Here is a 14,052-nt window from a genome sequence, read left to right as displayed (position 1 = left end):
CGACCTCGCTTAGTTGGCGGCGTTATCCAGCATCTCAATCAGGTTTTTCACCGGGTGAGAAGGCAGGACCTGATATTCAACGGCCACGCCGCGGTCGGCGATGGCGTGGAAATCCGCCACATCTTCCGGCGTCACGTAGACGGTGTCACTTATGCGCTTTTTCGCCGCCAGATTGTCGGTAATGCGTCCGAAGTTGGCGACGTTCAGAGTTTTTATCCCCGACACCTGCTCGACCAGACGGCGGGCATCGGCAGCATTGTTTACGATCACCATAATTTTCATCGCTTCCGAACGTGGGTCGTTAAGCACATCGCCCGCGTCTTTCACCGCCATAATGGCGCACTTGGCGGTATCGGGAGCCGCCATGCGCAGCGACATTTTTTGCACTTCGTTATTCACGATCTGGTCATTGGCGACCAGAATGCGGTTCACGCCCAGATGCTTGGTCCAGACCACGGCAACCTGTCCGTGGATCAAACGATCATCAATACGTACTAAAGAAATCATGTGTAGCTCCAGTTAGCAAAAGTAGGGGGTCCAGACGCGGGAAAGGCGAACCAGGGCTTCGAAATAAAAATAATCGCCCCAGAGGTTTGGTTCGTTAATACCCATATTGCGGCCAAAGTTGTAAACGCCTTCGCGCAGCAGGCCGTCCTGCGCGTGGGCAAAGTAATGCTCGCGTAAATTGCGCATCATCAAGTCGATAGCGTTGGCGTAGGCCGGACGCAGCGGGTCGGTTAGCGGCAGCAGCTTCAGCAATTCCGCCAGACCGCAGGCGGCGATCGCCGCCGCAGACGTGTCCCGGTACTGGTTATCTTCAGCGGTAAAAATCAGATCCCAGTAGCAGACAAAATCGTCCGGTAAGCGGTTAAGAAAATAGTGCACCAGGCGGCGAGAGAGCTCGGGTTGCCAGGCATCGCCGGTATGGGCATATCCCAGCGCGAAACCGTAAATTCCCCACGCCTGACCGCGTGACCAGCAGGAGCTGTCGCTGAATCCCTGATGCGTATCGCCGCGCAGCGGCTGGCCGCTATTCACATCCATATAAAACGTATGAAAGGTCGACGCGTCTTCACGCACCAGATAGCGCGCAGCCTGCGCCAGATGGCGGCTGGCGGCTTCCCGCCACTGTGCGTTACCGGTCTCGTCGGCGGCCCAAAACAGCAGTGGGACATTGAGGTTGCAGTCGATGATCATCCGCCCCTGACGCGCCGGGTCGTTTAAATCTCCCCATGCCTGAATCACGCCCGCCGTGGCGTTAAAGCGGCGATACAGCTGCTCGGCGGCGCGCAGGGCGAGTTCGCGGGCGCGCAGGTTGCCGGTGAGCTTCCAGGCATTAACGCAGGAGAGCAGATAGAGAAAGCCGAGGTCGTGGGTATCGACTTTGATCTGCTGATCGAGCCGCTCTTCAAAGCTGTCGAGCAGGCTTTCCGCCACCGCGCGGTATTTTTCATCGCCGGTCACCTCCCAGGCGAGCCACAGCATCCCGGTCCAGAATCCCTCGGTCCAGTCGACTTTCTCCACGCTTGCGTAGCAACCATGGGTGGCACTGGCGGCGGGAAACGTTGCCGTAAAGCGCGGCAGCATGGCATCGAGCTGGCCCAGCACTTCAGCGATGGCTTCGTCGAGCCACCTCTTATCCAGCCCCGGCGGCGGTGAGAAGTAGCGGGTATCAAGCGCTTCGAGTGCGATAGTCACAGGTTTTCCTCCCCGGCAAAAAAATCGTCAATATCGTCCTGGGTCTGCTGCTGCGTCGCCTGGCGCGCCGAGATGATTTCCGGCAGCAGATTCATGTACTGCATCGCCCCGCTGGCGGCGGCAACCGCATCCTGAAGTCGCTGCGCGGTATCAGAGTGTTCCGACATGCAAAACTCCATCAACATAATCAGGTTGGCGCCGCTGATAACGTGGGCGTGAGGGTATTTGACCATCATCTGCACGGCGGTATTGTTGACGCTGCCGCCGGGCATATCGGTAAACAGCACCAGTTCATTGCCACGACCGGCGGCCTGCTGAGCGATGGCGTTAAAGCGGGCTGCCAGCTCTGCCGTTGAGCCAATTTCGCCGCAGTAGGCGCAAACGGGCGTGACGCCGTGGTCGTCGCCAATCAGCAGATTTAACGCCGAGACAATCCCTTCGGCATAGCGGCCATGAGTTGCGATGTACATCTCTCGCATTTCGCGTTCCTTAATCTTTTCAGGTATCTGCCAGGGATTTTGCAATCAGCGTGCCATGTTTATATTTGTTTGTTTTTAAAGGTGAAAAATTAATTTTTGGACGCTAATTTCAGTGTTGAAATGGGTGGGGTAACCAGTGTCGATGGGGCCAGCCGAAGCTGGCGGCGGGAGGTTAATTGATGGGGTCAAAGGCGATCCATGGCTCCATGATTTCATAGATCATCAGCACTTCGGTGATCGGCAGGGTGATATTGTATTTACGGTTCAGTGCCTGGAAAAAGGTGTCGTGGACGGCGACAAACGCTTGCTGCTCCAGCGTCAGCTCCGCCTCTTCGCGATGGCGCACGCCGTTATTGACCATTACCCGCTCAATCATCAGCGCGATATGCATAAACAGATTGATGCGCAGGTAGCTTTCAAAATGGATTTTGTAGAAGGATTCATACTGTTTAATCACCGCTTCGACTTCATCAATAATCACCACCGGGTTGAGGAAGTTGAGACGGCTGGCGACGCCTTCGACGGTAAACAGCTTCACGACTTCATCAATCATCGGCTCCAGACCGCCTTCCATCAGCAGCCCGTTGAAGTAGTCGCGCTTTAACACCAGCGTCTTTTCTTTAATCAACTGCTCTACGCTTAGCAGCGGAATATAGCCCGCTTCCAGATCGGTGGTGGTGATGATAAGCCGGGTGCCGTTTAGTGCCGGGTCGGCGTGGGCGATTTTCCACTTCAGATCGTCATACTCCATCGTAATGATGTCGATCTCCTCCTGCGCCAGAAATCGCTGGACGATATCTTTCAGCTTGCGGGAGATCCCTTCGCCGGAGATGCAGGAGATAATGATTTTATTCCCCGGCAAGATCCCGGCGTAGTAGCGGGTTTCAACCTCATACGCCCCTTTGGCGCTCTCAATAATTGCCTCCATCGACAGTTTGTCCTGAATTTTGGCGGCAATATCCAGCGCCATGGCGGTGCTGACGTTGTTGATAACCAACAGTTCACCATGCAGGTGAAGCTTAATTTCTTCGTAGATCTCTTTTAGCGACCCCATATCCACCAGGATAATCAGCCCGCCCCCTTGTTTGAGGCGCGAGACGTGGGCAATCAGCAGGTCGATGATTTCCCTGGTGGAGGTCGCGTTGGCCATATCGAAGGCTTTAAAGTAGTAGCCGCCGGTCAACTGATTGGCGATACCGGCAATGCTCGATGCGGTGGCGCGACCGTGGGAAACGATAATGCCCTGAATGGGGTCGTCTTCACCGGCCAGGGTATGAAAAGCACAGCTTAACAGCGGCAGCAAGAGGGGCAGCGGCTGGTGGGTGACGTGTTTGTTCAGCAAGGCGAGGCACTCTTCCGCCAGCAGGCGCGCCTTCGCGGAAACATAGTCGGAAATCGTCTGTAGCTCGCTCGCGTTGACCGCCTCCTGAGAAGGATGCAGCGCATAGCTGACGCAGAGCCATACGGCTTTGTGGATCTCCTGGCTACAGCTGATACCGGTCAGGCTCTCCAGCTCGTTCAACGCATGAGCGGTGTTCTGCCAGATATAGCCGCTATACAGCGACTCGGCGGCAACCGCGCCGCTGACCGTGGTCAGCAGCTGTTCCATTTTGCGATTGAGCAACAGCACGTTGCCGCTATGGCAAAAGTCGCGAAAAATAACCGCATCGTGCATCGCTTTTGGCAGCAACTGGCTGACATTAAGCGCATCATCATCAGGGTTAGCGGTAATTCTGATTATTTCGCCGCCGGACGAGGGGCCGCGTAGCGTAATCACGGAGGTCTCGCGATTATCGCTCCAGGCGCTGGCGCACATGACTTTGATCTGATTTTTTAGCTCGCCGATATTGCCGCGCACCGGCGAGGTTACCAGTTGATGCATGAGCGGATTATCGAGATGAATATCCCGGCGCAGGCTGAGCGCTTCCTGATGCAAAAAATGGCTAACCTGAGCGACGCGCTCGGTGAGTGGGCGTGAAATATAGTTGGGCAGCGTCACGCGCACCGGAATTCGGCGGCGAAAAGTGTTGAGCAGGACGGTGTCGATATTCTCCGTGGTGGCGAAAATAAAGCGCAGCGACGCCGGATGGCGCGTGCGGTTATCGCCGAGACGATAGAAATAGCCTTTGTCCATAAACAGAAACAGCTTCTCCTGGTTCTCAGCCGACAGTCGATGGACCTCATCGAGAAACAGAAACCCGCCATCCGCATCATCAAAGGCCCCGCGCTTTTCGCGGTCGGCCCCGGTGAACGCACCGCGCGTATAGCCGAAAAGCGTTGCTGAAAGCAGCTCCGGGTTATTGGCGTAGTCGGCACAGTTCAGTTCAACGAACGGCTTATCCGCCGCAATGACGTTGCGCTCGATGGCATATTGATAAATCAGCGCCGCCAGATGGCTCTTACCGACGCCGCTTTCCCCGGAGAGCAGGACAGGCAGACCGTCGCCGGGATAATCCACCGCCGAGCGGCAAAGCGCGATTGCTTCCGCCAGGCTTCCCTGTGCGCCGATCAACTGCTGAAAGGCGTCGTGCTTTTTCGACACTATGCGAGACGCCTGCGCGTTTTTTACGCCATTTTGCTGCACAAAGAAGCGAACCGGGCGGGTATTTTCTTTACTCAGATGGCCGTCATCACACAGCCTGTTGAGGTAATGACTGATGACGCTGCGGTTAACCTGCATAAAGTCAGCGCAGTCCTGAGCCGTGAAACCTGCGGGTTTCTGCGCATAATGGGTGAGTATTTTGTGAAATAACTTTTCTTTCGCCGACAGCGCCATTTTTCAGTGTTCCGCATAGAGTAGAAAATAGCGTCGATTTAATTTAGACACTAGACACTACTGTTTTCATTAGACACTGAATACTTTCCACGCCATGAATTAAAAATGAAACTACGTTTTGATTGGAATGTGATGGAGATCGCCACACATTTTGCAGGGGGGTAAACAGGGGGGCGATAGTTAAGGTTTGAAGAGCTTTTGAGATTGATGACAATAGAGTGCTCGCATTTTTTGCCGGGTGGCGGCTAGCGCCTTACCCGGCCTACAAACCCATACTCCGTAGGCCGCGCAAGCGAAGCGCCGCCGGGCAATTCCAGAGAATCGCACTTTGTCAGCAATCTGAAAGTTCTGAAGAGCTTTACTCCCGGAGCAGCGCAATAAATGCTTCATACCCCGCCAGTCCCGCAATAGTGTCCGCCGGATGACGGCACAGCACGCTGGATAAATAGCTAAAGATTTTTAACTCATGGCGCGCGTCGGCGGCGGCGCAGGCGATGAGCACATGGCTGACCGGCTCGTTATTGACCTGCATGGGACGCGCGAGGGTGATAAAGAACCCGCGAAAGCGGCGTTCCTGCTCGCTCCAGCAGTGGGGGATCGCCAGGCGATTCACAATCAGGTTTTCGCCCTCATGCTCCCTGGCGCAGATGCGCAGCGCCTCGTCTTCGGTGATATGACCCTGTGCGACAAGCTGTCCGCAAATTCGGCCGATAATCTCCTGCCAGCTTTCGCCCGCCGCATTGGCGTAATGGAAGCTGCCCTGCTGTGAAAAGAAACGCTCAGGCTGCTGGCGGATAAAGGCCGTGGCGAGGAAATTTTTAATCTGCTCGGTACCGGCTGCGGTGATAATGTTTTTGATGGTAAGAACATTTTTTAAAGCATCATCAAGCAGATAGTGGCTATTGTTGATGATTAATAGCGGAGTGACCTCTTCGCTGATGGCGCTTAATTCGCCCGTGCTGCGCGCAATAATCACCCGGCAATTCAGCACATCCCGCTCAATCGCCTGCTGATTAATGGTGGCGATGGCGTTCTGATCGGAGAGCAAAATAATCGGCTGGCGCTCGTTCTGATGCCGTTCCAGAGCACAGGCAAAATAGAGCCCAATCAGGTCGCTGTCGAACAGAGGAATATCCAACTGTTCGCGAAGCCGGGCGATAAAGCGCAGGCTCATGTCGAAGGCGGCGGGCCAGGCGGCCTTCAGGTTGTTCATGCTGCCCTGTCGATGTTCCGGGATCCATACCGGGGCGGCGACGCAGCGCAGGAGGTGACCGGTAATATTTTCGACTAGCTGTTCGTCGATAATATTCAGCGGGGTGACGCCGGGTAGCGATTTTAGCAGCGACACGACGCCCTCTTCGGAAATCGCAGCGGTATGCTGTTGCTGCATTTCCAGCAGCCCAACCAGCGTGCTGAACGCCTTGTCGCCGAGATAAATTCCCGCCTGCTCCACCGCATTATTAAGCGCACTATGCTGACACTCAGGCCAGGCGGCGGCGAGCTGGTTGCGCAGGGCATAAACGGCAAGCACCACGCTTGCGAGATACTCTCCGGAAACCAGCGCAAAAGCATGCAGATTTTCACAGGCCTGCTGAAGCTGATCGATGTTCTCGCGCGTCATGCCCGGCAGAGGAATCAACAGCGGATCTTTTTTCAGCAGATTCGCCAGCAGGATAAGGCGCTTATCTTCAGGCTCATCAATAAAGTGCCCGACGCCGGGACGGCTTGCGATGCAGAAGGCACGTTCGTAGCGCTGCTTCAGGCGCGGCAACCTGTCGGCGACCCAGGTCTCCGGTAAATTCAGCGTCGCGGCGAGCTGTACGCGGGTGGTAAATGGGTTAAGCAGTAATATCGCCAGCAACCGGTCATCATTATCATGACGTTGTAAAAGCTGGAAATAGCCGCGCCGGTCGACAATATCCAGCTGGTAGCCCGCACCGCCGCCGGGGTGAATGCGGGCCTTACCGCTGAAGGTAAAGTTGAGGTAATCAATATCGCGCAGGATCGTGCGGCTCGATACGCCAGTTTGTCGCGCCAGTTCGCCCAGCAAGCAGGGCTGCTGTTCGAGAATCTCCGCGACCTTTAACTGGCGTTCCGATAGCATTATCTCACCTGGCGAAAGTCAGTGAAGGATTTGACCTTATCCGCCGTCAGCGAGGCCAGCAGTTCGCGCACCAGGATAAACAGTGCGTCATAATCTTTTGCCGAAACCATGCCGCTGTTGGCGTGCAGATAGCGGGTCGGCAGGCACAGCGCCGCCACCGGACGACCGCCGCCCATCACATTGTAGCGTCCACCGTCCGTTGCCCCGGTTTTCATGGTGCAGAACTGCAATGGGGCTCCGCTGTCTCCGGCGCTCTGTTTTAAGGCGGCGACCAGCTGCTGGTTGGGGAAATAGCGCTTATCAAACAGCATCAGCCCCGGCCCGTCGCCGAGCTTCAACGGATATTTGATGCTGTCGATGCCGGGCACGTCGCCCGCCACCGCAGTATCCAGCACGATAACCACGTCGGGTTTGATATGCTCCGCTGAGGTTTGCGCCCCGCGCAGCCCCACTTCTTCTTCAACGCTGCCGACGCCGTACAGGGTGATTTCGGGGTTATCTACCGCCTGTAAAAGTTCTGCCATCAGGGCGCAACCCACGCGGTTATCCAGCGCTTTGCCGACGATCTTATCTTCGCCCCAGCGGGCAAAGTTCGCTTCCGGACTGATGAAATCGCCGATCGCAATGCCGCGTTTTTCCACCTCTTCGCGGCTGCTCGCGCCAATATCGATGAACATCTCGTCAAACGACAGCGGCTGCTGTTTCTGCTTTTCCGTCAGGGCGTGCGGTGCTACAGAGCCAATCACGCCGGGGATTTTTACCCCCGCGCGGCTACGCACGGTCACCCGGTGATTGAGCATCGACTGACTCCACCATCCGCCAATGGTGGTGAAACGGATAAAACCGCTCTCGTCGATATACGTCACCATAAAGCCCACTTCATCCATATGCCCGACGATGGCGACTTTCGGCCCGCGCGTTCCTTTGCGGGCGACAAAGCTGCCGAGGCCGTCAAAGGTGATTTCATCCACGCACGGTTCCAGCGTATTGATCAAAATCGAGCGAACTTCCTGTTCATCACCGCTGACGGCGCTGGCTTCGCATAACTGCTGTAGTAACTCAATGTTCATGGACAAGCTCCTGCTGCGCGGCTTTACGTTTGAGCCACAATCCTTTCAGAATGATGATTAGCGAAATGTTTAGCGCCAGGCCTATCGCCAGCACCAGATAAAATGACCCTACAGGCGACATCAGGCCGATCAGCGGGTCAAAGATACCTAAACCCGGCGCCAGACGTTTGATTCCGAAGGCGATCACCAGCATCCCGGTAATGCCGCCGGAGAGCGTATTGGCGGTAATCATCGGCAGCGGCGCGGCCAGCGCGTAAGGAATTGCCGGTTCGGTAGCGACGGTTGCACCGACCACAATCGCGCTGCTGGCGGCGGCCTTCTCCTGCTGCGTAAACAGCTTCGGTGCGATATAGGTGGCGATACCTGCGGCGACGGGCGGCATCAGCGCCACCACGCCAACGATGGCGTACCAGTCATAGATATGTTTTTCCAGCAGCGAGAAGCAGAAGAACCACGCGGTTTTGTTGATCGGTCCGCCCATGTCGAACGCCAGCATCGCGCCAACAAGGAAAGCTGCGCCCATTTTCATGGATGGCGGAATAGTGTTCAGGAAGTGCAGCAGGCCACCCATGATGTCGGACATCACCGGGCCGACGACGTAGTACGTCAGCACGCCAAATACAAGCAGAGTGACGAACGGGATCAGCATTGAGCCGAGCAGCGGCTGAAGCGCCTTACCGAGACGTACCTTGCGAAACCATAACACGAAGTAGCCGATTGCCAGTCCCAGCAATACCGCGCCGAGAAATCCCGCGCCGGATTGCGTACCCAGCAGCCCTTTATCGTTCGCCAGATAGCACACCAGAAACGCCGGGGCGAACGCGGGTTTATCACCAATCGACCAGGCGATGTACGCGCCCATAATCGGGATCATAAAGGTGAAGCCGAGATAGCCGATGGATTCGACGACCCAGGTAAACGACGGCGCGCCTTTCGACATGTCGGTATAGGGCAAACCAAACTGCACCAGCATGTTGGCAATGGCAACCAGAATACCACCGCCGATAACAAACGGCAGCGCGGCAGAAACCCCCGCCATCAGGTGGCTCATCACGCTACCCTGCTGAACATCCTGTTTGCCCAGCTTGACGCCGCTATCGGCGGCGAAAAGCTGTGAATGAGAGGGCAACTGGGTAAAGATCTGGTCGATATTTTTCAACGCCTGGGAAATGGCGATCTCATAAACCTTCTTCCCGGCAAAGCGCGCGCGATCATCCGCACTTAAGCCGCGTCCTGTCGCCAGAATCACGTAATCCGCAGCGGCAATCTCTTCATTGGTCAGGCGGTTTTCGACGCCGCTTGAGCCCTGGGTTTCAACTTTTATCGTATGGCCGAGCGAACGCGCTTTTTGCTCCAGCGCTTCCGCCACCATGTAAGTGTGGGCGATACCGGCGGGGCAGTTGGTGATCGCCACTAAACGCAAGGATGACTCCATAGCCGCTTCCTTATGAGGTTAAGGTCTGATTTAACAGCGCCAGCACCTGGTCGGCGTCGCCCTGTTTCAGCTGGTTGATAAAATCCTGATGGATAATTTTGCGACACAGGGTGCCGATGATTTTGACCTGGTCGTCCTCGCCGGCCTGCGGCACGCCGAGGCAGATCCAGCAGTTGACGTCTTCGCCGTCGCTGGCTTTCCAGTCGACGTTGGCGGATTTACGCGCGAACAGGACGAAGGGCTGCTTCACGCAGGCGTTTTTGCCGTGAGGAACGGCGATGCCCGAACCAAAACCAGTGGAGTGCAGCTTTTCGCGCAGCAACAGCGTTTGCAAAAACTGATTACGGTCGCTGACGTAGCCGTTATGAAAGGCCATATCCGCCAGCTGCTTGAGGATGGAATAAACGCTATTGCCCTGAATATTCAGGTCAATACAGTTCGCTGTAAGGGCTGCCATGATGAGACTCCGTTAAAACCTAATTAATATGATTTTAACGTCGGGACGGCGAAGAGATGAGCGGCAATATGTCAGCGCGCAGTGACATTTTGCCCAGTAAGCGCGAGTGGGCTTTGTGCGCAGGCACACAATTCTAGTTCGTGCGGGTCAGCGGAAAAACGCGCTGTGAACCTTCCTGACGTAAAAAAATGCGCTATTTATCACATTTCTCTCTTTCCGCAAAAGCGGGATTACCGGGTAAACACACGCAACCCATGCAGGGAATTATCGGGCTAAGTAACTTAATGATCTTAAACAAAATAAAAAGTTAACTGTTAAGCCGATCTCACTTTATAAAAGAGATATTGATCACAAAAAACAGCGTGATAAAGCGGTTGTCAATATTAGGCTGGAGCAAAATTATCGGCATATTGTGATCTCTATTGCAAATAGCAGCCTTGAAGTCAGGGAAAAATGTTGGCAGAGAAAACAGCGGGGGCAGGTAATGAAAATTGGCATTGTTATCAGTGGTGGAGATGTTTCTGGAATTAATAATTTTATATTCCAGATTGCCAAAATGGCGAATGCTGAGATCACCATTTTTAATGGCGGAATACCTGGGCTGTTGGATAAAAATTATCAAGAAGTTGCCTGGCGCGATCTGGTTGATTTTTCGATTGCGGCTATTCCGATTATTACCTCCGGACGCACCAGTCGTAAATTGCTGCGCAGTGAATATGAAACGATCGCTAAAAAAATTAAGTCACTGCGCGTTGATGTGCTGATTATGGCCGGCGGCGACGGTAGCCTGCAGTTTCTCAATACGTTAAGTGAGTTTGATATTAACTGTTTTGGCGTCGGGATGACGATTGATAACGATGTATACGGCAGCGATTATACCATTGGTTTCTCTACCGCCTGTGAGCAAATTATTAAAGAAGTTTCCCGCTTAAGAAATACCGGCAGAGCATTGCCTGGTCGGGTATTTATGGTCGAAATATTAGGAGGTTATTGTGGAGAGTTAACGTTGCAATCGGCGATTAAATGTAACGCGGATATCGCCCTGATCCCGGAATCGCAGATGCCGCTGGCTGCGCTTGCCGAGCGCGTGAAGCAGAAGCTGGCAAAGCAGAACAGCGTCGTGATCCTGTGCTCCGAAGGCTACACCAGGGAGTATTCCCCCGGATTCCAGGGGGCTATTGATACCATGATTAAGCAGCTTGAACCGCAAATTGGCGTGCGTATTCGTAAAACCATTGTGGGCTACGGTTTACGTAACGGTGACCCGACCTGTGAAGAGATTTATCAGGGTACGATTATGGCCAGTGAAGTCGTTCGCTGCATTCAGTCAGGGATGAAAAATAAAGCTATTATCATTAATTCAAGTAACAAACCTATTCCAATTGATTTAGTCAGTATGAAAAAACGTCTGGTAGATACCGAAGGACACCATTATAAACTTGCCAAACAACTCAATATAATTTGAGGAGACCCTACATGCTGAAAATTCTTTGCGTATGTGGCTGCGGCCTCGGTTCAAGCTTTGCCATTGAAATGACGGCGAAAGCAGTTTTAAAGAAACTGGAAATTCCGGCGCATATTGAACATACCACCGTTTCTGAAGCCGGCGCGTTTAAATCCGATATGATACTCACGCAAAAAACCTTTGCCGATATATTAACGGCAGATGCCAGTGAGGAGGAAATTAAACGGGTGGTAGTATTGCATAAACTGACGGATAAAGACGAAGTTGAGGCCAAGATCGTCGCATTCTTAAAAGAACGTAACCTGAAGGTAGCGGACTATGAATAGCTTTGTAGAGTTTATCGTCAAAGATTTGCTCGGTCAGGCATCGATATTAATCGCGTTTATTGCGATGCTGGGCCTGATCCTGCAAAAAAAATCACCGGGCAAAACGGCGGAAGGGACATTTAAAACCCTGCTCGGTTTTTTAATCATGATGGCCGGGATTAATATTATTGTCGCCACGCTCACGTTCCTGAACGATATTTTCGCTCAGGGATTCGGTATGAAAGGCTATATTACCGACGTTGCTGCTATCGCCGGGTTAGCCAACCGTGAATTAGGCTCTGAGGTGGCGCTGACGCTGCTGGTGATCTTTGCCGTCAATATTATTATCGCCCGCCTGACGCCGCTGAAATATATCTTCCTGACCGGTCAGGCATTGCTGTGGATGGCGACCATTGGGGCGGTGATTGGCTATAAAGCCGGACTGACCGGATTCCCGCTGATCCTGACCGGCGGCATCTTTGGCGGCATTATGGCGGTACTGATGCCCGCGCTGGCGCAGCCGGTAGTCAGGCGTATTACCGGTTCTGATGACGTGGCGCTGGGGCACTTCTGTACCATTGGCTATCTGGTGCAAGCCGCCGTGGCGAAAGTGGTGGGTAAAGGTTCTCGCTCTACGGAAGACCTTGAACTGCCGGATAACTTTAAGTTCCTCCAGGATACCTACCTCGCGATGGCGGTGGTGATGGTGCCGATGTACCTCATCCCGGCGGTCGCGGCGGGCCCGGAATATATTGCTCAGTTCTCCAACGGTATTAATTACCTGATGTACGCCTTTATGCAGTCCATTCAGTTTGTGGCGGGCGTCTTCGTGCTCTACAGCGGTGTTCGCTTACTGCTTAATGAACTGGTTCCGGCATTTCGCGGTATCGCGATGCGCATTGTCCCGGACGCCAAGCCCGCGCTGGATTGCCCGGTTCTGTTTCCCTATGCGCCTAACGCCGTGATCGTCGGCTTCCTGGCGACCACCGTCGGCTCCATCATCGGCATGCTGGTGTTCCCGATGTTTGGCCTGGCGATGATTCTGCCCGGTCTGTTAACCAACTTCTTTGCTGGCGGTACGGCGGGCGTGTTTGGTAACGCGCTGGGCGGCCGCCGTGGGGCGATGATTGGCGGCGTGGTTCACGGCCTGTTTATCACCTTCCTGCCTGCGATTCTGGTGCCGATGCTCGAAAGCTACGGCTTTACCGGCGTCACCTTCAGCGATTCTGACGTGATCAGTTCCGGTCTGGTATTGGGCCACGCTTTCCAGAATAACTGGTTGTTTGTCGCCTTATTCATTGTTTTTGTTGCCGCACTGGCATGGTTCGTAAACGGTAAATCAGCGAAGCCGAAAGGGGAAAATGCTCATGAGTCTGTATAATTTCAACGATATTCTGAAAATTGCGCAGGAAAGAAAATTTAAAGCGATTGGATCGTTTAATTTGCACTGTATTGAAATGCTGCCCGCTTTTTTTAAAGCGGCGCAAAAAAGCAATAGCCCATTAATGATTCAAATCTCGACCGGGACGGCGGAATATCTTGGCTATCGTTTACTGGTGGATGCCGTTTGTTCATTAGCGGAAAGTGAAAATGTGCCGACCTGCCTGCATCTGGATCACTGCTCCGATATTAGCGCGATTGAAACGGCAATGGACGCCGGTTTTTCATCGGTGATGTATGACGGCTCGCACCTTGGGCTGGAAGAAAACATCGGCAATACGCGGATAGTGGTGGAGATGGCTCGTCCGCGAAATATCACCGTTGAAGGCGAACTTGGCGCTATCGGAGGCTCGGAAGATGGTAAAGCCGTTGCTGCGGAAGATATCTGCTTTACCACGGTGGAAGACGCGAAACGTTTTGTGGATGAAACGCAGGTCGATATGCTGGCGGTCTCCGTGGGGACGGTACACGGCCTGTATACCGGCAAGGCGCAGATCCAGCATCAGCGGCTGCAAGAAATTAGCGCCGCTACCGGCGTGCCGTTAGTGCTCCATGGCGGTACCGGCGTCAGCGATGAGGATATGCGTCTGGCCGTCACTGAGGGCATCAATAAAGTGAATGTTGGCACGGAAATGAACGTCCAGTGGGTCGAACAATGCAAAACCACCTTTGAAAAAGGCAAAGTGAATGACAGCGTGCGCAAGTTTTTAATTCCAGCGAATAATGCAGTCACGCATGTATTAATGGAAAAAATCGCCCTGTTTAAATAAAACCTTCGTTATTTAATGGTATTCCGTTGCCCTGTAGTCCGTCAGGGAGGAGC

At 53.9% G+C, this 14,052-nt stretch carries 12 protein-coding genes; 4 read left to right on the top strand and 8 right to left on the bottom strand.

Annotated features, from left to right (window positions below):
* Window positions 1-9: 9 nt before the first annotated feature.
* From ACMYSL_RS28830 to ACMYSL_RS28795, 8 genes are all read right to left on the bottom strand, one after another.
* Window positions 10-507: a PTS system mannose/fructose/N-acetylgalactosamine-transporter subunit IIB gene (locus tag ACMYSL_RS28830; RefSeq protein WP_142514950.1), complete on the bottom strand. Its 498-nt coding sequence runs from the start codon at window positions 505-507 to the stop codon at window positions 10-12.
* Between the two features lie 12 nt (window positions 508-519).
* The gene (locus tag ACMYSL_RS28825; protein ID WP_182235471.1) at window positions 520-1,698 is read right to left on the bottom strand and encodes a glycoside hydrolase family 88 protein; all 1,179 of its coding nucleotides are present in this window, start codon (window positions 1,696-1,698) and stop codon (window positions 520-522) included.
* Window positions 1,695-2,177, bottom strand: coding sequence for a PTS sugar transporter subunit IIA (locus tag ACMYSL_RS28820; RefSeq protein WP_434660944.1), 483 nt, complete (start codon window positions 2,175-2,177; stop codon window positions 1,695-1,697). The genes ACMYSL_RS28825 and ACMYSL_RS28820 overlap by 4 nt, the downstream gene beginning before the upstream one ends.
* 172 nt (window positions 2,178-2,349) lie before the next feature.
* Window positions 2,350-4,953: a sigma 54-interacting transcriptional regulator gene (locus ACMYSL_RS28815; protein WP_434660942.1), complete on the bottom strand. Its 2,604-nt coding sequence runs from the start codon at window positions 4,951-4,953 to the stop codon at window positions 2,350-2,352.
* A gap of 358 nt (window positions 4,954-5,311) precedes the next feature.
* Complete coding sequence (locus ACMYSL_RS28810) at window positions 5,312-7,057, bottom strand: putative frv operon regulatory protein (protein ID WP_434660940.1); 1,746 nt, start codon at window positions 7,055-7,057, stop codon at window positions 5,312-5,314.
* Window positions 7,057-8,127 carry an aminopeptidase gene (locus ACMYSL_RS28805; protein ID WP_434660939.1) on the bottom strand — a complete coding sequence of 357 codons (1,071 nt, stop codon included), beginning with the start codon at window positions 8,125-8,127 and terminating at the stop codon, window positions 7,057-7,059. Before ACMYSL_RS28805 ends, ACMYSL_RS28810 begins: the two co-directional genes overlap by 1 nt.
* Window positions 8,117-9,562, bottom strand: coding sequence for a PTS fructose-like transporter subunit IIBC (locus ACMYSL_RS28800; protein WP_434660937.1), 1,446 nt, complete (start codon window positions 9,560-9,562; stop codon window positions 8,117-8,119). Before ACMYSL_RS28800 ends, ACMYSL_RS28805 begins: the two co-directional genes overlap by 11 nt.
* Window positions 9,563-9,572: 10 nt before the next feature.
* Window positions 9,573-10,019 (bottom strand): PTS fructose transporter subunit IIA, encoded by a 447-nt coding sequence (locus ACMYSL_RS28795; protein ID WP_142512745.1) that lies wholly within the window; start codon window positions 10,017-10,019, stop codon window positions 9,573-9,575.
* A gap of 484 nt (window positions 10,020-10,503) precedes the next feature.
* Here ACMYSL_RS28795 and ACMYSL_RS28790 point away from each other — a divergent pair, with 484 nt between their 5' ends.
* From ACMYSL_RS28790 to ACMYSL_RS28775, 4 genes are read left to right on the top strand one after another with little or no spacing between them, the layout of a single operon-like run.
* On the top strand, window positions 10,504-11,484 hold the full coding sequence (locus tag ACMYSL_RS28790; protein ID WP_142512746.1) for a 6-phosphofructokinase: 981 nt from the start codon (window positions 10,504-10,506) through the stop codon (window positions 11,482-11,484).
* Between the two features lie 11 nt (window positions 11,485-11,495).
* Window positions 11,496-11,810: a PTS sugar transporter subunit IIB gene (locus tag ACMYSL_RS28785; protein ID WP_110276106.1), complete on the top strand. Its 315-nt coding sequence runs from the start codon at window positions 11,496-11,498 to the stop codon at window positions 11,808-11,810.
* Window positions 11,803-13,170 (top strand): PTS sugar transporter subunit IIC, encoded by a 1,368-nt coding sequence (locus tag ACMYSL_RS28780; protein WP_434660934.1) that lies wholly within the window; start codon window positions 11,803-11,805, stop codon window positions 13,168-13,170. The genes ACMYSL_RS28785 and ACMYSL_RS28780 overlap by 8 nt, the downstream gene beginning before the upstream one ends.
* A complete protein-coding gene (locus ACMYSL_RS28775) occupies window positions 13,157-13,999 on the top strand; it encodes a class II fructose-bisphosphate aldolase (RefSeq protein ID WP_434660933.1) in 843 nt (280 codons plus the stop codon). The genes ACMYSL_RS28780 and ACMYSL_RS28775 overlap by 14 nt, the downstream gene beginning before the upstream one ends.
* The last annotated feature ends 53 nt before the right edge of the window (window positions 14,000-14,052 follow it).

Source organism: Klebsiella sp. MISC125 (assembly GCF_051131775.1).
Taxonomy (GTDB): domain Bacteria; phylum Pseudomonadota; class Gammaproteobacteria; order Enterobacterales; family Enterobacteriaceae; genus Klebsiella.
The sequence above is the reverse complement of the archived record's forward strand: the minus strand, read 5'-3'. Positions and strand labels throughout refer to the sequence as shown.